Here is a 15,535-nt window from a genome sequence, read left to right as displayed (position 1 = left end):
CTACGTTCGTTTTTTGCGGCAGAATGTTGCGTATGGACGCGTTGGACCAACGAATCATTTCGCACCTGGTGGCCGATGCGCGGGCGAGCTACGCGGAGATCGGCGCCGACGTGGGCTTATCGGCGCCCGCGGTGAAGCGGCGGGTGGACAAACTGCTGGATCTTGGCGTGTTGCAAGGGTTCACCGCCGTGGTCGATCCCGAGGCGCTGGGCTGGGGCACCGAAGCGTTCGTGGAGGTGCACTGCGACGGCAACGTCCCGGCGCACCGGATCCGCATCGGGCTGGAGCCGCTGCCGGAGGTCGTCGCGGCCTACACGGTGTCCGGGCAGGCCGACGCGATCGTGCACCTGCGCGCGGCCGACATCCACCACCTCGAAGAGGCGATGGAGCGGCTGCGCTCGGTCGACTTCGTGAACCGGACGGTGTCCACCGTGGTGCTCTCCCGACTCCTGGAACGCCAACCGCAACCGGAGTGAAAGCCTGTACTCGTTTTGGGTGCGGGTGGCGAACGCGGCGATTTCGCGCGAAATCGCCCGCCCCAAGCGCTGAAACCACCTCAGGTGGTGCGCTGGCCGCTCCAGGGCTGGAAACCGGCGATCTCCGCGTCCGAGGCGGTGCGGAACCACACGTCGGCGACGATGTCGTCGTACTGCGGCGAGTCCGGGCTGTGGTACTGCCGGGACGCCGAATGGCCCTTGATCATCGGCCCCGAGCCGACCTCGCGGCCGGGTCGCGGCCCGGCGCCGGGCGTGCGCCGCGGCAGTGCCGACTGCTCCGCGCCACCGCCTTCGACCTTCGGGATCACCTGCGTCGCATCGGCGCCGACCGGTGGCACGTACGGCGTCTCCGCCGACCCGCCCGCACCGGGCGTCTCGACGTCTTCGAACAGCGACCGCAGCTGCCCGGACAACCGCGATTCCGTCGCGTCGTCCCCGCCGTCCAGCAGCCCGGAGATCCGCGACCCCCCGGCGTCGGACCGCTCGGTGGTCTCCGCCGCCTCCGGGGCCTTCTGCTCCTTCTCCGGCTCCGCGGATTTGGCCTGGGCCGCAGGCGCCGCCTCCGCAGGCTGCACAGATTTCGGCTGCGGTGCAGGCGCTGCCTTCGCAGGCGGGCTTTGCGGCGCCTTCTCAGGTGTGGACTGCGGCGCTGGCGCCACCTTCGCGGCCGGGCTCTGCGGCGTGGGGGCCGCCTTCGCGGACGCCGTGGCCTGCTCCGCTGGCGCCTGCGGCGCCTTCGCGGTCTCGGCGGCCTCCGCCGCGATGGCCGCGACTACCGCCTCCGCCGACCTCGCAGGCGCTGACTTCGTCGGCTCGGATGGTTCCGCCTTCGGCCACTGCTCCGCCGCGGGCGGCTGATTCACCACCGGCGACACCGGGGGCCCAGCCTGCGGCATCGGCTGGCCAGCCTGCGGCACCGCTGCGGCGGCCTGCGGCGCGGGCGGGCCAGCCTGCGGTCCCGCTGCGGCCTGCTGAACTCGCGGTCGCACCGCGGTCACGGCGACGTCCACGGACTCGCCGGTCCCGCCACGCGAGGCCTCGTCATCCCACTTCCGGAACCAGGTGTTGTCCGCGTCGTCCTGGCCGTTCTGGCGCTGGTCCTGGGCCGCCCAGGCGCGCGGCGGCCGTTCCCAGTCACCGATCGTCGGTTCGTCGGCGGGCTCCCAGCGCGGCGGCGCCGAGCGCACCAGGTCCAACGGCGCGTCGGCGAAGGGGCCTTCGTCGTACTCGCCCGCGTGGTCGTAGTCCTCGTACTCGTCCGGGTAAGCCGCGGTGACCTCGGCGAGGCGGCGCCGCAGCGGCCGGACGAAGAGCAGCCAGTTGATCAGCACACCCAACGCGAACGAGGCGAGGCTCCACAGCCACACCTGGGTGAACAGCCAGGTGATCACGAGTGATGTCCCTCCTCAAGGGCTCCAGCAGCACCGCCAGTTCTCCCCCGGATACCTATCACGGAAGGACTCTGCACAAGGCCAACTTGACCGGCTCGTGACACATGTGGGTGGCGGTTGCGCAACTTTCCGAACACACCCGAGCGCAGTCGGATCTGTCAGTCGTCCAACGACGACGACGGCTTCGGGATGCGACAACCCACCGGACCAACCGAGAACCTGGCGAGGGCCGCCTCAGCGAGTCCGCGCCACCACGTAGTCGAACAGCATCGACAGCGCCTCGCGGGCCGGAACGTCCGGCAGCGAGGCGAGTTCCTTGCGCGCGTCGTCGGCGTACTCGTCCAGCGTCGCGCGGGTCCGCGCGAGGCCGCTCGACGCGCGCAGCAGTTCCAGCGCCTCGTCGACCTCGGCATCCGAGGCCAGCGGTCGGGTCAGCAGTTCGCGCAGCCGCGCATCGGTGTCCGCATCGGCCAACGCGTACAGCATGGGCAGCGTCCGCACGCCTTCCCGGAGATCGGTGCCCGGCGTCTTGCCCGACTCGTTGGCCGGTGACGCGATGTCGATGATGTCGTCGGAGATCTGGAAGCCCGTGCCGAGGATTCGGCCGATCCGCTCCAACGCGTGCACGTGCGGCGTGACGGCACCGGAGAACCACGCGCCGAACTTCCCCGCGGTGGCGATCAGCGAACCCGTCTTCTCGTAGATCACCTTGAGGTAGAACTCGATGGCATCGTCGTCGGCGGTGGCTCCGACGGTCTCCCGCATCTGCCCGGTGACCAACGCCTCGAAGGTCCCGGCCATCTGCCGGACCGCCTCGGCGCCGAGGTCGGCGATCAGCCGGGACGCCTGGGCGAACAGGAAATCACCGGTCAGGATCGCCACCGAGTTGTCCCAGCGAGCGTTGGCGCTGGTCGCGCCGCGCCGCATGGTCGCCTCGTCCATCACGTCGTCGTGGTAGAGCGTGGCGAGGTGGATCATCTCGATCACAGCCGCGGACTTGATCACCTCTTCGGCCGCAGGCTCATCGCCGAACTGGGCGGCCAGCAACGTGAACAGCGGTCGGAACCGCTTGCCACCGGCCTCCACCAGGTGCAGCGAGGTGCGGGTGGCGAACTCGAACTCGCTCTGCACCGAAGCGTGCAGCAAGTCCTCCACCCGAGCTATGCCCTGCCGCACCGAGTCCGCCAACGCCTCGTCGGCGATGTAGATCCCGCCCGATCCGCCTCTGGTCAGCTCACTGATCGGGTCACCCGCTGGCCTGCTCACGTCACCGTCGCCTTCGCTCCCCCGAATCGCCCTACGGGCGAGCACTCTACGACACGAAGCCGCCGACGTTCGCCCAGTCCAGCGCCAAAGTCGGCAGCACGCCCAGCAACAGCGTGACGACCACACCGAGCGTGATCGCCGCCGTCGTGAACGCACCCGGCACGCTGACAGTGGGGCCGTCGGCGGCCGGTTCGTTGAAGTACATCAGCACGATGACACGGAGGTAGAAGAACGCGGCAACCGCACTGGCCACCAGGGCGACCACCACCAGCGGACCCATGCCGTCGGCCAACGCGGCCTCGAAGACCACGAACTTTCCGACGAATCCGCTCGTCAGCGGGATTCCGGCGAGGGCGAACAACAGGAAGGTGAACACCCCGGCGACCAGCGGAGAGCGCTTGGCCAACCCGGCCCAGTCCGAGAGGTGAGTTGCCTCACCGTCGGCCCGGCGCACCAGGCTGATCACGCCGAACACCGCGATCGTGGTGAAACCGTAAGCCAGCAGGTAGAAAAGCGTGCCGGACAGGCCCTTGCCGGTCAGCGCCAGCGACCCGATCAGCATGAACCCGGCGTGCGCGACGGACGAGTAGGCGATCATCCGCTTGATGTCGCGCTGCGTGAGGCCGAGCACCACGCCGATGACCATCGAGGCGATCGCGATCGCCCACAGCACACCGCGCCACTCCCAGCTGGACGCCTGGAACGCGACCTGCAGCACCCGCAGGATCCCGCCGAACGCGGCGACCTTGGTGCAGGCGGCCATGAAACCGGTGACCGCGGTCGGCGCACCCTGGTAGACGTCCGGGGTCCAGGTGTGGAACGGACCGACCGAGGCCTTGAACAGCAGACCGACCAGCAGCAGTCCGAGCCCGGCGAACAGCAGCGTGTCCGAGCGCTCCGAACCGGCGGTGGCGTCCGCGATGGCCTGCAGCTTCACCGAGCCCGCGTAGCCGTAGAGCAGGGCGAGGCCGTACAGGAAGAACGCCGAGGCGAACGCACCGAGCAGGAAGTACTTGACCGCCGATTCCTGCGACAGCAGGCGGCGCCGCTTGGCCAGCCCGCACATCAGGTACAGCGGCAGGCTCAGCACCTCCAGCGCGATGAACATCGTCAGCAGGTCGTTCGCCGCGCAGAACACCATCATCCCGCCGAGCGAGAACAGGGCGAGCGGGAAGACCTCGGTGCGCATCCCGGCAACGGCGGCGGTCGCGCGGCTCATCGCACCCGGCCCGTCGGTCGCCCGCGATTCGGCGACGAACGCGCCGCCCGGCTCCACCGAGCGGTCCGCGATCAGCAGGATCGCGGCCAGCCCGAGCGCGAGCAGGGTGCCCCACAGGAACAGGGTGGGCGGATCGATCGCCAGGCTGTCGGACAGCGTGGTCACCCCGGTGCCGCCCTCGCGGGCGTACATCGCCAGCGCCACCCCGGCGACCACGATCGCCAACAGGCTCAACCCGACCTGCACCGACCACCGCTGGTGCCGCGGCAGGAACGCCTCGACCAGGATCGCCAGGCAGGCCGCACCGAGGATCACCAGCACCGGTGCGAGGGCCGCGTAGTCGATCGGCGGGATCTCGACGGACGGCAGCTGCGTCAGAACACGCACTGTCAGTTACCTCCCTGCGAGGTCACGGGGTCGGTGACGCCGACCTCGCTCATGGTTGCCGCGACCGACGGGTTGATCACGTCCAACACCGGCTTCGGGTAGAAGCCCAACGCGAGCACCAGCACGATCAGCGGGGTCAGCACCGCGATCTCGCGGGTGCTCAGGTCGGCCACCCGCAGCCGATGCGCACCCGCCCGATTCGGATCGGTCACCGCACCCGGCCCGCCCGCGGTGCCCAGCAGCGCGTCGCCGCGCACCGGGCCCTGCATCGTCCGCTGGTACAGCCACAGCACGTAGACGGCCGCCAAGACCATGCCGACGGTGGCCAGCGCGGTGTACACCGGCCGGGTCTGGAACGCGCCGACGAGCACCAGGAACTCGCTGATGAACGAGTTCGTGCCGGGCAGCGACAGGGTGCTCAGCCCGGCGATCAGCAGCGTGCCAGCCAGCAGCGGCGTCACCTTCGCCATGCCGCCGTAGTCGGCGATCCGGGTGGAGCCGCCGCGGCTGATCACCATGCCGATGACCAGGATCAGCATGCCGGTCGCGATGCTGTGGTTGATCATGTACGACACCGCGCCGACCTGCGCCTGCGAGGTGAACGCGAAGATGCCGAGCGCGATGAAGCCGAAGTGCGCGATCGACACGTAGGCGATGAAGCGCTTGAGGTCGCTCTGCCCGAACGCCTGCAGCGAGCCGTAGATCACCCCGATCACCGCCAGCACCAGCACCAGCGGCGCGAGCAGCTGCGAGGCCTGCGGCGTCAGCGGCAGGCTGTAGCGCAGGAAACCGAAGGTGCCGACCTTGTCGAGCACACCGACGACGATCACCGCGACGCCGATCGGCGCCTGCTGCGCCGCATCGGGCAGCCAGGTGTGCAGCGGCACCAGCGGGGCCTTGATGGCGAACGCGGTGAAGAACCCGAGGAACAGCCACACCTGCACGCTGGTCGGGGCGTCGGCGAGCACCCGCACCAGGGTGGCCCAGTCGAAGGTGCCCTGACCGGTGACCTGCGCGCTGTAGACGTACGCGCCGATCGCCGAGGCCAGCATGATCAGGCCGCCGAGGAAGGAGTACAGGAAGAACTTCACCGCCGCGTAGGTGCGCTTCTCGCCGCCGTAGCCGCCGATCAGGAAGTACATCGGGATCAGCATGATCTCGAAGAGCACGTAGAACAGGAACACGTCGGTCGCGGCGAACACCGCCACCGTCAGGGCCTGCTCCAGCAGCAGCAGCGAGAAGAAGCCGCCGTGGGTGCGACCGGCGGGCAGGCGCTCGCCCCAGCTGAAGCCCAGCACCAGCGGGGTCAGCAGCGCGATCACCGCGATCATCACCAGCGCGATGCCGTCCACACCGAGCGAGAGCCGGATGTCGAAGGCGGGGATCCACTCCACCGAGCTGGTCAGTTGCAGCCGCGGCCCGGCCGGGTCGTAGGCGACCCAGGCGGCGACCGCGATCACCAGCTCCACCAAGGAGAATCCGAGCGCAGTCCACTTGGCCGCCGTCGCGTTGCCGCGCAGCAACGCCACCACCACCGACCCGACGATCGGCAGCAGGATCAGTGCGACGAGCAGAGTCACTGTTCCGCCTCTCCGCGATTTGCAGTGGTGGTCGCACCCAGCCCAATCTCCCGTTTCGTGGTTTCTTGTGGCTGGTTTACGTCACGTTCCCCTGAGGTGCGGTTCGGGACGACTGAGGTTGACACAGGGGGTGTCATCGGATCTCCTCCCGGAGTTCACCCGAACAGGCAATTCCATAGTGGACGCACGGTCCGGTGCGCGATGAGGTGGTCATGTCGGGATCCCCACGGCCAGCAGGGCGGCGATCACCAGGATGCCGCCGAAGAGCATGGACAGGGCGTAGGACCGGACGAAACCGGTCTGCAAGCGGCGCAACCGCCCGGAACTGAAGCCGAGGAACCCGACGATGCCGTTGACCGTGCCGTCGACGGCTTTGTCGTCCACAGTGACCAGACCGCGCGCCAGCCCGAACGTCGGCCGCACCGCGAGCGCGTTGTTCAGCGCGTTGCCGCCCAGATCCGCCCGCGCCGCGCGGACGATCGGCGACACCCGCACCGGGCGCTGCACCGGCACCGGCTTGCGCCCGACCACCAGCCAGGCGATCAGCGCGCCCAGCGCGGAGATCACCACGGTCAGCACCGGGATCAGCGCGTGCGGGATCGCGGTGTGCTCGGCTTCCTGCAATTCGCCGAGCGACGGCGCCAGGAACCCGACCAGCCGATCGCCACCGGCGAAGAACATGCCCGCCGCGACCGAGCCGACGGCCAGCACGATCATCGGGGCGGTCATCACCGCGGGCGACTCGTGCGGGTGGAAGTCCTTGCCGTTGCTGGCCTTCAGGTTCTCCCAGCGCTTCGCGCCGAAGAACGTCATCAGCACCAGTCGCGTCATGTAGAACGCGGTGATCCCGGCGCCCAGCATGGCCGCGCCGCCGAAGACCCAGCCGCGCCAGCCGTCCTGGCCGAAGGCAGCCTCGATGATCGCGTCCTTCGAGTAGTACCCGGACAGGAACGGGAATCCGATCAGCGCCAGGTAGCCCAGCCCGAAGGTGGCGAAGGTGATCGGCATGAACCGGTAGAGGCCGCCGAACTTGCGCATGTCGACCTCGTCGTTCATGCCGTGCATCACCGACCCGGCCCCGAGGAACAGCCCGGCCTTGAAGAAACCGTGGGTGAGCAGGTGCATGATGCCCAGCGCGTACCCGGCCGGGCCGAGCCCGACGGCCAGCATCATGTAGCCGATCTGGCTGACCGTGGAGTACGCCAGCACCTTCTTGATGTCGTCGTAGGCGCACCCGATGATGCAGCCGACCAGCAGCGTCACCGCGCCGACGATGGTGACCGCCAGCTGCCCACCGGGCGAGAGGGTGAACAGCGGGTTGGACCGCGCGACCAGGTACACGCCCGCGGTGACCATCGTCGCGGCGTGGATGAGCGCGGAAACCGGGGTCGGGCCCTCCATGGCGTCCGGCAACCACGCCTGCAGCGGCACCTGACCGGACTTGCCGCAGGCACCCAGCAGCAGCAACAACGTGATGGCCAGCAGCACGCCCGGGGAAAGCTCTCCGGCGCGGGCGAAGACCTCGGTGTACTGCGTGGTGCCGAGGTTGGCGAACAGCAGGAAGATCGCCAGCGCCAGCCCGATGTCGCCGACCCGGTTCATCACGAACGCCTTGGTCGCCGCCGCGGCCGCGGCCGGTCGGCCCTGCCAGAAGCCGATCAGCAGGTACGAGGCCAGACCGACGCCTTCCCAACCCAGGTACAGGGTCACGAAGCTGCTGCCCAGCACCAGGACCAGCATCGCGGCGACGAACAGGTTGAGGTAGCCGAAGAACCGGCGCCGCTCGGTGTTGTCCCGGCCGGTGCGGCCCTCCTGGTCGTGCGCCATGTAGCCGATCGAGTAGATGTGGATCAGCGAACCCACACCGGTGATCAGCAGCACGAACACCATCGACAGCGGGTCCAGCCGGAGCCCGAAGTCGACCTGCAAGGCGTTGACCGGGATCCAGGAGAACAGCTGCAGCTCCCGCACCTGGCCGCCCTCGGGCATCCCGGCGATGGAGCTGAACAGCAGCACGCCGTACACGAAGGACGCGATCACGGTGGCGCAGCCGAGGATGTGCCCCCAGCCGTTGGCCCGGCGCCCGGCGACGAGCAGGATCAGCGCGCCCAGCGCCGGGAACGCGACCAGCAGCCAAGCGTTCTGCTGGATCCCGCCGGCCGCGCTGATCACGTCCGGGGTGTCCCCGGCCGCGAGGAAGGCCCCGGTAGTCATCATTGCCGTCACCACGCGCCCTCTCAGTACTTCAGCAGGTTGGCGTCATCGACCGAGGCCGAGCGACGCGTCCGGAAGATGGACATGATGATGGCCAGGCCGACCACCACCTCGGCCGCCGCGACCACCATCACGAAGAAGGCCATGACCTGCCCGTGCACCGAGCCCTCGATGCGGGCGAAGGTGACCAGCGTCAGGTTGACCGCGTTGAGCATCAGCTCGACGCACATGAACACCACGATCGCGTTGCGCCGCACCAGCACGCCGACGGCGCCGATGCTGAACAGCAACGCCGACAGCAGCAGGTAGTACGTGGGGGTCACTGCCGGACCTCCTCGGAGGAGACGTGCTCGGACTCCTGCCCCGTGCCGCCCAGGTGCACACCGTTTCCGCTGGCGTGCGGTGGGAGGTCCGGGTTGTTCGGTTCGGGCACCGGCTCGGGCTGGCCGCCGGTGAGGGCATGCGGATCGGGCCCCGGTTCGGTGCCCGCGACGGCCCGGCGCTCATCGCTGAACTGGTCCGCGGGCAGGTTCTCCAACAGTTCGGACAGCGACTCCGGCGCCACCGAACCGTCCGGCAGCAGTGCGGGCACGGCCACCGAGTTCGCGGTGGCGTACACACCGGGACCGGGCAGCGGCGATGGGCGGGTGCCGCGGAACCGGGCGTTGGCCCGCTCCTTCTGGCTCAACCGCGGGCCGCGGCCCTTGCCGCCGTAGGCCAGCACCATCGCGCCCACCGCGGCGGTGATCAGCAGCGCCGAGGTCAGCTCGAACGGGAACAGGTAGTCGGTGAAGATCAACCGGCCGAGTCCGCCCGCGCCGCCACCGGCCGGTGTCCACGGGTCCAGCGGCGCGGCGGTCTGCACCGCGGTGAGCGCCCGCGCCAGACCGGACACCAGCAGGGCCGCCAGGCCGATGCCGCCGATAGCGGCCCACAACCGCTGTCCGCGCAGCACTTCCACCACGGAGTCCGAGGAATCTCGGCCGACCATCATCAGCACGAACAGGAACAGCATCATGATCGCGCCGGTGTAGACGATGATCTGGGTGAACCCCAGGAACGGGGCGCTCTGCGCCATGTAGAGCACGCCGAGGCAGAGCATCGTCAACACCAGCCATAGCGCGGAGTGCACCGCGTTGCGCGCGAAGACCATGCCCAGCGCACCGACCAGCGCCAGCGGACCCAGCACCCAGAAGGCCACCGTCTCACCGGTGCCCACCGTGCTGCCCTGCGCCTGCGCGAGGAACTGCGCCGCTTCGATGGTCATCTCCCGGCCTCCTCCTGCCCGGACCCGACCGGCTGCTCGGACGAGGCTTCAGCGCTCGACCCGGCAAGCAGGTCTTGCGCCAACTCGGGACCGCGCACGTAGTAGTCCTGCTCGTTCTCACCAAGTCGCATCGGGTGCGGTGGCTGCTCCATGCCTGGCAACAGCGGCGCCAGCATGTCCGCCTTGGTGTAGATCAGGTCCTGGCGGTTGTCGTCGGCGGTCTCGTACTCGTTGGTCATCGTCAGCGCCCGCGTCGGGCAGGCCTCGATGCACAACCCGCAGCCGATGCAGCGCAGGTAGTTGATCTGGTAGTCCATGCCGTAGCGCTCGCCGGGCGAGTAGCGGGCTTCTTCGGTGTTGTTCCCGCCCTCCACGAAGATCGCGTCCGCCGGGCACGCCCACGCGCACAGCTCGCAGCCGACGCACTTCTCCAGCCCGTCCGGGTGCCGGTTGAGCTGGTGGCGGCCGTGGAACCGGGGCGCCGGGATCTTCTTGACCTCGGGGTACTCCTCGGTGACGACCTTCCGGAACATCGTGGCGAAGGTGACGCCGAAGCCCTTGATCGGATCAAACATTCCCATGAGGCGCCTCCTCGCCTTCCGGACCCGCGACCTCGCCAGCGGCACCGCTTCGCACCGGGGTGCGCCGCGGCGGGGTCTTGGGGACTTCCAGGTCCAGCGGTGGAATCGGGTATCCGCTGCCGGCCAGCGGAACCTCGTCGGCGTCCTTGCCCGGTTTGCGGTCCGGGATCAGGAACGTCGCCGCCAGCAGGACCACGATCACGATGCCGCCGCCGATGAGGAACTGCTGCGAGGTGACCGTCTCCTCGTTGCGCAGCGCGCGGATCACGGTCACCGCGATGATCCACACCAGGCTCAGCGGGACCAGGAACTTCCAGCCGAGGTTCATGAACTGGTCGTAGCGCAGGCGGGGCAGCGTGCCGCGCAGCCAGATGAAGAAGAACAGGAACGCCACCGTCTTGCCGACGAACCACAGCGCGGGCCACCAGCCGGTGTTGAGCACTCCGTCGCCGATCAGCGACAGCGGCCACGGGGCGTGCCAGCCGCCGAGGAACAGCGTGGTCGCCAGCGCCGAGACGGTGACCATGTTGATGTACTCGGCGAGGAAGAACAGCGCGAACTTCAGCGACGAGTACTCGGTGTGGAAACCGCCGACCAGTTCGGATTCCGCCTCCGGCAGGTCGAACGGGGCGCGGTTGGTCTCGCCGACCATGGCCACCACGTAGACCGCGAAGCTGAACGGCAGCAGCAGGAAGAACCAGCCGTCCGCCTGCGCTTCGACGATGCCCGAGGTGGACAGCGTGCCCGAGTACATGATCACCGCGACGAACGACAGGCCCATCGCGATCTCGTAGGAGATGACCTGCGCGGCCGAACGCAGCGAGCCGAGCAGCGGGTAGGGCGAACCGGAGGCCCACCCGGCCAGCACGATGCCGTACACGCCGATCGAGGCGCAGGCCAGCACGACCAGCAGGCCGACCGGCAGGTCGACCAGTTGCAGCGCGGTGCGCTCGCCGAAGATGGTGACCTCGGGGCCGATCGGCATCACCGAGAACGACACCATCGCGGGGGTCGCGGAGATCACCGGGGCCAGGAAGAACACCCACTTGTCGGCCAGCACCGGCCGGATGTCCTCTTTGAACGCCAGCTTCAGGCCATCGGCCAGCGACTGCAGGATCCCGAACGGGCCCGCCCGGTTGGGGCCCGGCCGGTGCTGCATCCTGCCGATCACCCGGCGCTCCGCCCAGATCGTCAGCAACGTCATGACGACCAGGAAGACGAAGATCACCACGACCTTCAGCACGATCAGCCAGAGCGGATCGTCGGCGATCAGTTCGGCGGTTGTGGTCATGCTCTTCCCCCGTTGAGGTGGGATGCACCGCCGTCAGCGGCGGGTGCCTGGCCGTTGCCGGCGGCAGTCGGCAACGGAGTCGTCGCGGCGATGTCGACCAGCCCGCCGTGGCCGACGCCCAGCGCCCGGTGCACCTTCGACGCCCCGGAGTCGGCGGGCAGCCACACGACGTCGTCGGGCATCTCGGCGAGTTCGGCGGCGAGCACGACCGCGCCCTTGGCGGTGCGGACCTCGATGGGCTGGTCCGGACCGAGCCCGATCCGCTGCGCGGTGCCCGGCGAGAGCACCGCGACGATCCGCCGGGCGGTGCCCGCCAGGTTCGGCTCGTCGGCCTGCATCGACCCGTTGTCGAGCAGCTGCCGCCAGGTCGCCAGCACGGCCTGCCCCGGGCCAGGTCTCGGCGCCTGCCCGACCGGTTGGTCCGGTGCGGGCAACCGGCCGCCGACGTGCGGTCCGACCCGGTCGAGTTCGGCGGCTGCGGCGGCCGGGGTCTGCGTGAACAGGTCCGCGTCCAGCTCCACCGCGAGGGTGTCGAGCACCCGGCCGTCCGGCAGGGCGCCGGTGCCTTCGATGGTGGTGCGGAACTCGCGCCGACGGCCTTCCCAGTTCAGGTAGCTACCGGACTTCTCCACGCTCGGCGCGATGGGCAGCACCACGTCGGCGTGCTCGGTGACCGCGCTGGGGCGCAGTTCCAGGCTGACCACGAAGTCCGCGCGGCGCAGCGCCCGTTCGGCCAGCGCCGGGTCGGGCAGGTCGCCCGGATCGACGCCGCCGACGACCAGCCCGGCCAGTTCCCCGGTGGCCGCGGCGGACAGGATCGCGGTGAGGTCGCGGCCGGTAGCCGACGGCAGCGCGCCGGGCTCCAGCCCCCACTGCCGCTCCAGCTCGGCGCGGGCCGCCGAGTCCGCCACCGGGCGGCCGCCGGGCAGCAGCGTCGGCAGGGCACCGACCTCGATCGCGCCGCGTTCCCCGGCTCGCCGCGGAATCCAGGCGACCCGTGCTCCGGTCCGCTTGGCGGTGCGCAGGATCTCCGAGTACAGCCCCGGAATCTCCGCGGCGCGCTCACCGACGACGAGCACCGATCCCGACTTCCGCAGCGCATCGTCCACATCGGGGGGAAGGTTGTGCAGCGCGGCGGCCTCGCCACCGGGCACGCACGGCACCAGCGAACCGGTCCGCACCGGTCCGCCGTCGTGCACGATGACCGTGGTCTTCGCCACGCCCGGCGACGACCACGCGCCGAGGTGGAAGATCTTGGTCTGGTGCTGGCGGGCGGCCTTGCGCAGCCGCAGGAAGACGATCGGCGATTCCTCTTCGGGTTCGAAGGCCACGCACAGCACCGCGGGCGCGGACTCGAAGTCCCGGTAGGTCACCCCGGTTCCGGGCGTCACACCGACCACGGTGGACTCCAGGAACCGCAGTTCCTCGTCGGAGTGCGGCCGGGCCCGGTAGTCGATGTCGTTGGTGCGCAACGCGACCCGCGCGAACTTCGAGTACGCGTAGGCGTCTTCGACGGTCAACCGACCGCCGGGCAACACCCCGACGCCGCCCGCGTCACGCGCGGCGGCGAGCCCATCGGCGGCCGCTTGCAGCGCCTCGGTCCACGATGCGGCGCGGAGTTCGCCGTTCTCCCTGATCAGCGGCCGGGTGATCCGGTCGCCCGCGGTGGCGTAGCGGAACGCGAACCGGCCCTTGTCGCAGATCCACTCCTCGTTGACCTCCGGGTCGTCCCCGGCCAGTCGCCGCATCACCTTGCCGCGCCGCCAGTCGTTGCGGATCTCGCAGCCGGACGCGCAGTGCTCGCACTGGCCGGGTGTGGACACCAGGTCGAAGGGCCGGGAGCGGAACCGGTAGGCCGCGCTGGTCAAGGCACCGACCGGGCAGATCTGGATGGTGTTGCCGGAGAAGTAGCTCTGGAACGGCTTCTGCTCACCGATGCCGATCTGCTGCAACGCCCCGCGCTCCAGCAGCTCGATGAACGGATCCCCGGCGATCTGCTTGGAGAACCGGGTGCAGCGCTGGCACAGCACGCAGCGCTCCCGGTCCAGCAGCACCTCGGAGGAGATCGGCACCGGCTTGGCGAACGTCCGCTTGGTGTCGTGGAAGCGCGACTCCGCGCGGCCGTGCTTCAACGCCTGGTTCTGCAGCGGGCACTCGCCGCCCTTGTCGCAGATCGGGCAGTCCAGCGGGTGGTTGATCAGCAGCAGCTCCATCACGCCCTGCTGCGCCTTGTCCGCCACCGGCGAGGTCTGCTGGGTCCGGACCACCATGCCGTCGGCGACGGTCATGGTGCAGGACGCCTGCGGCTTGGGCATCGGCCGCCCGCCCATCTCGACGTCGACCAGGCACTGCCGACAGGCCCCGGCCGGGTCCAGCAGCGGGTGGTCGCAGAACCGCGGGATGGTGATGCCCATCCGCTCGGCGGTGCGGATCAGCAGCTCGCCCTTGGGCGCGTCCACCTCGATACCGTCGATGGTCAGGCGGACGTAACCGGGAGGCAGAGGGCGGGTCTCTGCAGCGTCATTCGAGCTGGGTGCCACCGTCATCGGGCCGCTCCTACCAGTGCGGATTCCGGCTTGTTGCTTTCACACAGCGCGAGGAACTCCTCGCGGAAGTACTTGATCCCGCTGGTGATCGGGCTGACCGCACCGTCGCCGAGGGCGCAGAACGAGCGGCCGAAGATGTTGTCGCAGACGTCCAGGAGGGTGTCGATGTCCTCCTCGGTGCCGTGCCCGTCGACCATCCGCTCCAGCACCTGCGCCAACCAGTAGGTGCCTTCCCGGCAGGGCGTGCACTTGCCGCAGGACTCGTGCTCGTAGAACTGGGTCCACTTCATCACGGCCCACGGCACCGAAATGGTCTCGTTGAACACCATCACCGCGGTGGTGCCAAGCATCGACCCGGCTTCGGCCGCACCCTCGAAGTCCAGCGGCACGTCCAGGTGCTCGGCGGTGAACAGCGGGGTCGACGAACCGCCCGGAGTCCAGAACTTCAGCGGGATGCCGTCCTTCATGCCGCCCGCCAGTTCCAGCAGTTGGCGCAGCGTGGTGCCCAGCGGCGCCTCGTACTGGCCGGGGCGCTCGACGTGCCCGGAGATCGAGTAGATCTTCGGGCCGGGCGACTTCTCGCGGCCCATCGTGCGGAACCAGTCGGCGCCGCCGTTGACGATGAAGGGCACCGAGGCGATCGTCTCGACGTTGTTCACCGTGGTCGGGCAGGCGTAGAGTCCGGCGGCGGCCGGGAACGGCGGCTTCAACCGCGGCTGGCCCCGCTTGCCCTCCAGGGAGTCCAGCAGCGCGGTCTCCTCGCCGCAGATGTAGGCGCCCGCGCCCGCGTGCACCACGATGTCCAGGTCGAAACCGGAGTCGAGGATGTTCTTGCCCAGGTAACCCGCCTGGTACGCCTCGCGAACCGCGTTGTGCACCCGTCGGATCGGGTGCAGCGCCTCACCGCGCACGTAGATCATGCAGTGGTTGGCGCGCATCGCGTAGCTGGCGATGATGCAGCCCTCGATCAGCGAGTGCGGGTCGGCCATCATCAGCGGGATGTCCTTGCAGGTTCCCGGTTCGCCCTCGTCGGCGTTGATGACCAGGTAGTGCGGCTTGACCGGGTCCTTGGGCATGAAGCTCCACTTCACCCCGGCCGGGAACCCGGCACCACCGCGACCGCGCAGCCCGGACGCCTTGACCAGTTCGATGAGCTGGTCGGGGTGCGCTTTCAGGGCCTTGCGCAGCGCGGTGTAGCCCTCCAGCTGCTCGTAGGTGCGCAGCGTCCAGGAGTTCGGCGACAGCCACCGCTTGGTCAATACCGGGGTCACCGGGCTGGTGCTCGGTTCGCTCATG

General features: G+C 69.5%; 12 protein-coding genes. 1 reads left to right on the top strand and 11 read right to left on the bottom strand.

Annotation, left to right across the window (positions count from 1 at the left end):
* Nucleotides 1-32: 32 nt before the first annotated feature.
* Nucleotides 33-476 carry an Lrp/AsnC family transcriptional regulator gene (locus ACTWQN_RS05110; protein ID WP_443202153.1) on the top strand — a complete coding sequence of 148 codons (444 nt, stop codon included), beginning with the start codon at nucleotides 33-35 and terminating at the stop codon, nucleotides 474-476.
* A gap of 80 nt (nucleotides 477-556) precedes the next feature.
* On the opposite strand, the gene ACTWQN_RS05105 is transcribed toward ACTWQN_RS05110, so the two are convergent.
* From ACTWQN_RS05105 to nuoF, 11 genes are all read right to left on the bottom strand, one after another.
* The gene (locus ACTWQN_RS05105) at nucleotides 557-1,888 is read right to left on the bottom strand and encodes a sunset domain-containing protein (protein WP_443202152.1); all 1,332 of its coding nucleotides are present in this window, start codon (nucleotides 1,886-1,888) and stop codon (nucleotides 557-559) included.
* A 234-nt stretch (nucleotides 1,889-2,122) separates the two neighbouring features.
* Nucleotides 2,123-3,154, bottom strand: a complete 1,032-nt coding sequence (locus ACTWQN_RS05100) for a polyprenyl synthetase family protein (protein WP_443202151.1) — start codon at nucleotides 3,152-3,154, stop codon at nucleotides 2,123-2,125.
* A gap of 46 nt (nucleotides 3,155-3,200) precedes the next feature.
* A complete protein-coding gene (gene nuoN / locus ACTWQN_RS05095) occupies nucleotides 3,201-4,742 on the bottom strand; it encodes an NADH-quinone oxidoreductase subunit NuoN (protein WP_443202497.1) in 1,542 nt (513 codons plus the stop codon).
* A 20-nt stretch (nucleotides 4,743-4,762) separates the two neighbouring features.
* Entirely contained in the window at nucleotides 4,763-6,340 is a 1,578-nt protein-coding gene (locus tag ACTWQN_RS05090) for an NADH-quinone oxidoreductase subunit M (protein ID WP_443202150.1), read from the bottom strand.
* Between the two features lie 210 nt (nucleotides 6,341-6,550).
* Nucleotides 6,551-8,557, bottom strand: a complete 2,007-nt coding sequence (nuoL, locus tag ACTWQN_RS05085; RefSeq protein ID WP_443202149.1) for an NADH-quinone oxidoreductase subunit L — start codon at nucleotides 8,555-8,557, stop codon at nucleotides 6,551-6,553.
* A 20-nt stretch (nucleotides 8,558-8,577) separates the two neighbouring features.
* A complete protein-coding gene (gene nuoK / locus ACTWQN_RS05080; RefSeq protein WP_200068963.1) occupies nucleotides 8,578-8,877 on the bottom strand; it encodes an NADH-quinone oxidoreductase subunit NuoK in 300 nt (99 codons plus the stop codon).
* On the bottom strand, nucleotides 8,874-9,821 hold the full coding sequence (locus tag ACTWQN_RS05075) for an NADH-quinone oxidoreductase subunit J (protein ID WP_443202148.1): 948 nt from the start codon (nucleotides 9,819-9,821) through the stop codon (nucleotides 8,874-8,876). The genes nuoK and ACTWQN_RS05075 overlap by 4 nt, the downstream gene beginning before the upstream one ends.
* Nucleotides 9,818-10,402 carry an NADH-quinone oxidoreductase subunit NuoI gene (gene nuoI, locus ACTWQN_RS05070; RefSeq protein WP_443202147.1) on the bottom strand — a complete coding sequence of 195 codons (585 nt, stop codon included), beginning with the start codon at nucleotides 10,400-10,402 and terminating at the stop codon, nucleotides 9,818-9,820. The genes ACTWQN_RS05075 and nuoI overlap by 4 nt, the downstream gene beginning before the upstream one ends.
* Nucleotides 10,389-11,693 carry an NADH-quinone oxidoreductase subunit NuoH gene (nuoH, locus tag ACTWQN_RS05065; protein ID WP_443202146.1) on the bottom strand — a complete coding sequence of 435 codons (1,305 nt, stop codon included), beginning with the start codon at nucleotides 11,691-11,693 and terminating at the stop codon, nucleotides 10,389-10,391. Before nuoH ends, nuoI begins: the two co-directional genes overlap by 14 nt.
* Nucleotides 11,690-14,239, bottom strand: coding sequence for an NADH-quinone oxidoreductase subunit G (locus ACTWQN_RS05060; protein ID WP_443202145.1), 2,550 nt, complete (start codon nucleotides 14,237-14,239; stop codon nucleotides 11,690-11,692). Before ACTWQN_RS05060 ends, nuoH begins: the two co-directional genes overlap by 4 nt.
* Nucleotides 14,236-15,534: an NADH-quinone oxidoreductase subunit NuoF gene (nuoF, locus tag ACTWQN_RS05055; RefSeq protein WP_443202144.1), complete on the bottom strand. Its 1,299-nt coding sequence runs from the start codon at nucleotides 15,532-15,534 to the stop codon at nucleotides 14,236-14,238. Before nuoF ends, ACTWQN_RS05060 begins: the two co-directional genes overlap by 4 nt.
* Nucleotide 15,535 lies beyond the last annotated feature (1 nt).

Origin of the sequence: Saccharopolyspora antiqui (genome assembly GCF_052246905.1) — a bacterium.
In the GTDB taxonomy this organism is placed as follows: Bacteria; Actinomycetota; Actinomycetes; order Mycobacteriales; family Pseudonocardiaceae; genus Saccharopolyspora.
This window is presented reverse-complemented; position numbering and strand designations above follow the sequence as displayed.

Excerpts from the sequence above, each read along its gene's own strand:
- nuoH (WP_443202146.1), bottom strand. The coding sequence starts at position 11,693 with ATGACCACAACCGCCGAACTGATCGCCGACGATCCGCTCTGGCTGATC.
- nuoI (WP_443202147.1), bottom strand. The coding sequence starts at position 10,402 with ATGGGAATGTTTGATCCGATCAAGGGCTTCGGCGTCACCTTCGCCACG.
- nuoF (WP_443202144.1), bottom strand. The coding sequence starts at position 15,534 with ATGAGCGAACCGAGCACCAGCCCGGTGACCCCGGTATTGACCAAGCGG.
- ACTWQN_RS05075 (WP_443202148.1), bottom strand. The coding sequence starts at position 9,821 with ATGACCATCGAAGCGGCGCAGTTCCTCGCGCAGGCGCAGGGCAGCACG.
- ACTWQN_RS05060 (WP_443202145.1), bottom strand. The coding sequence starts at position 14,239 with ATGACGGTGGCACCCAGCTCGAATGACGCTGCAGAGACCCGCCCTCTG.
- nuoL (WP_443202149.1), bottom strand. The coding sequence starts at position 8,557 with ATGATGACTACCGGGGCCTTCCTCGCGGCCGGGGACACCCCGGACGTG.
- ACTWQN_RS05110 (WP_443202153.1), top strand. The coding sequence starts at position 33 with ATGGACGCGTTGGACCAACGAATCATTTCGCACCTGGTGGCCGATGCG.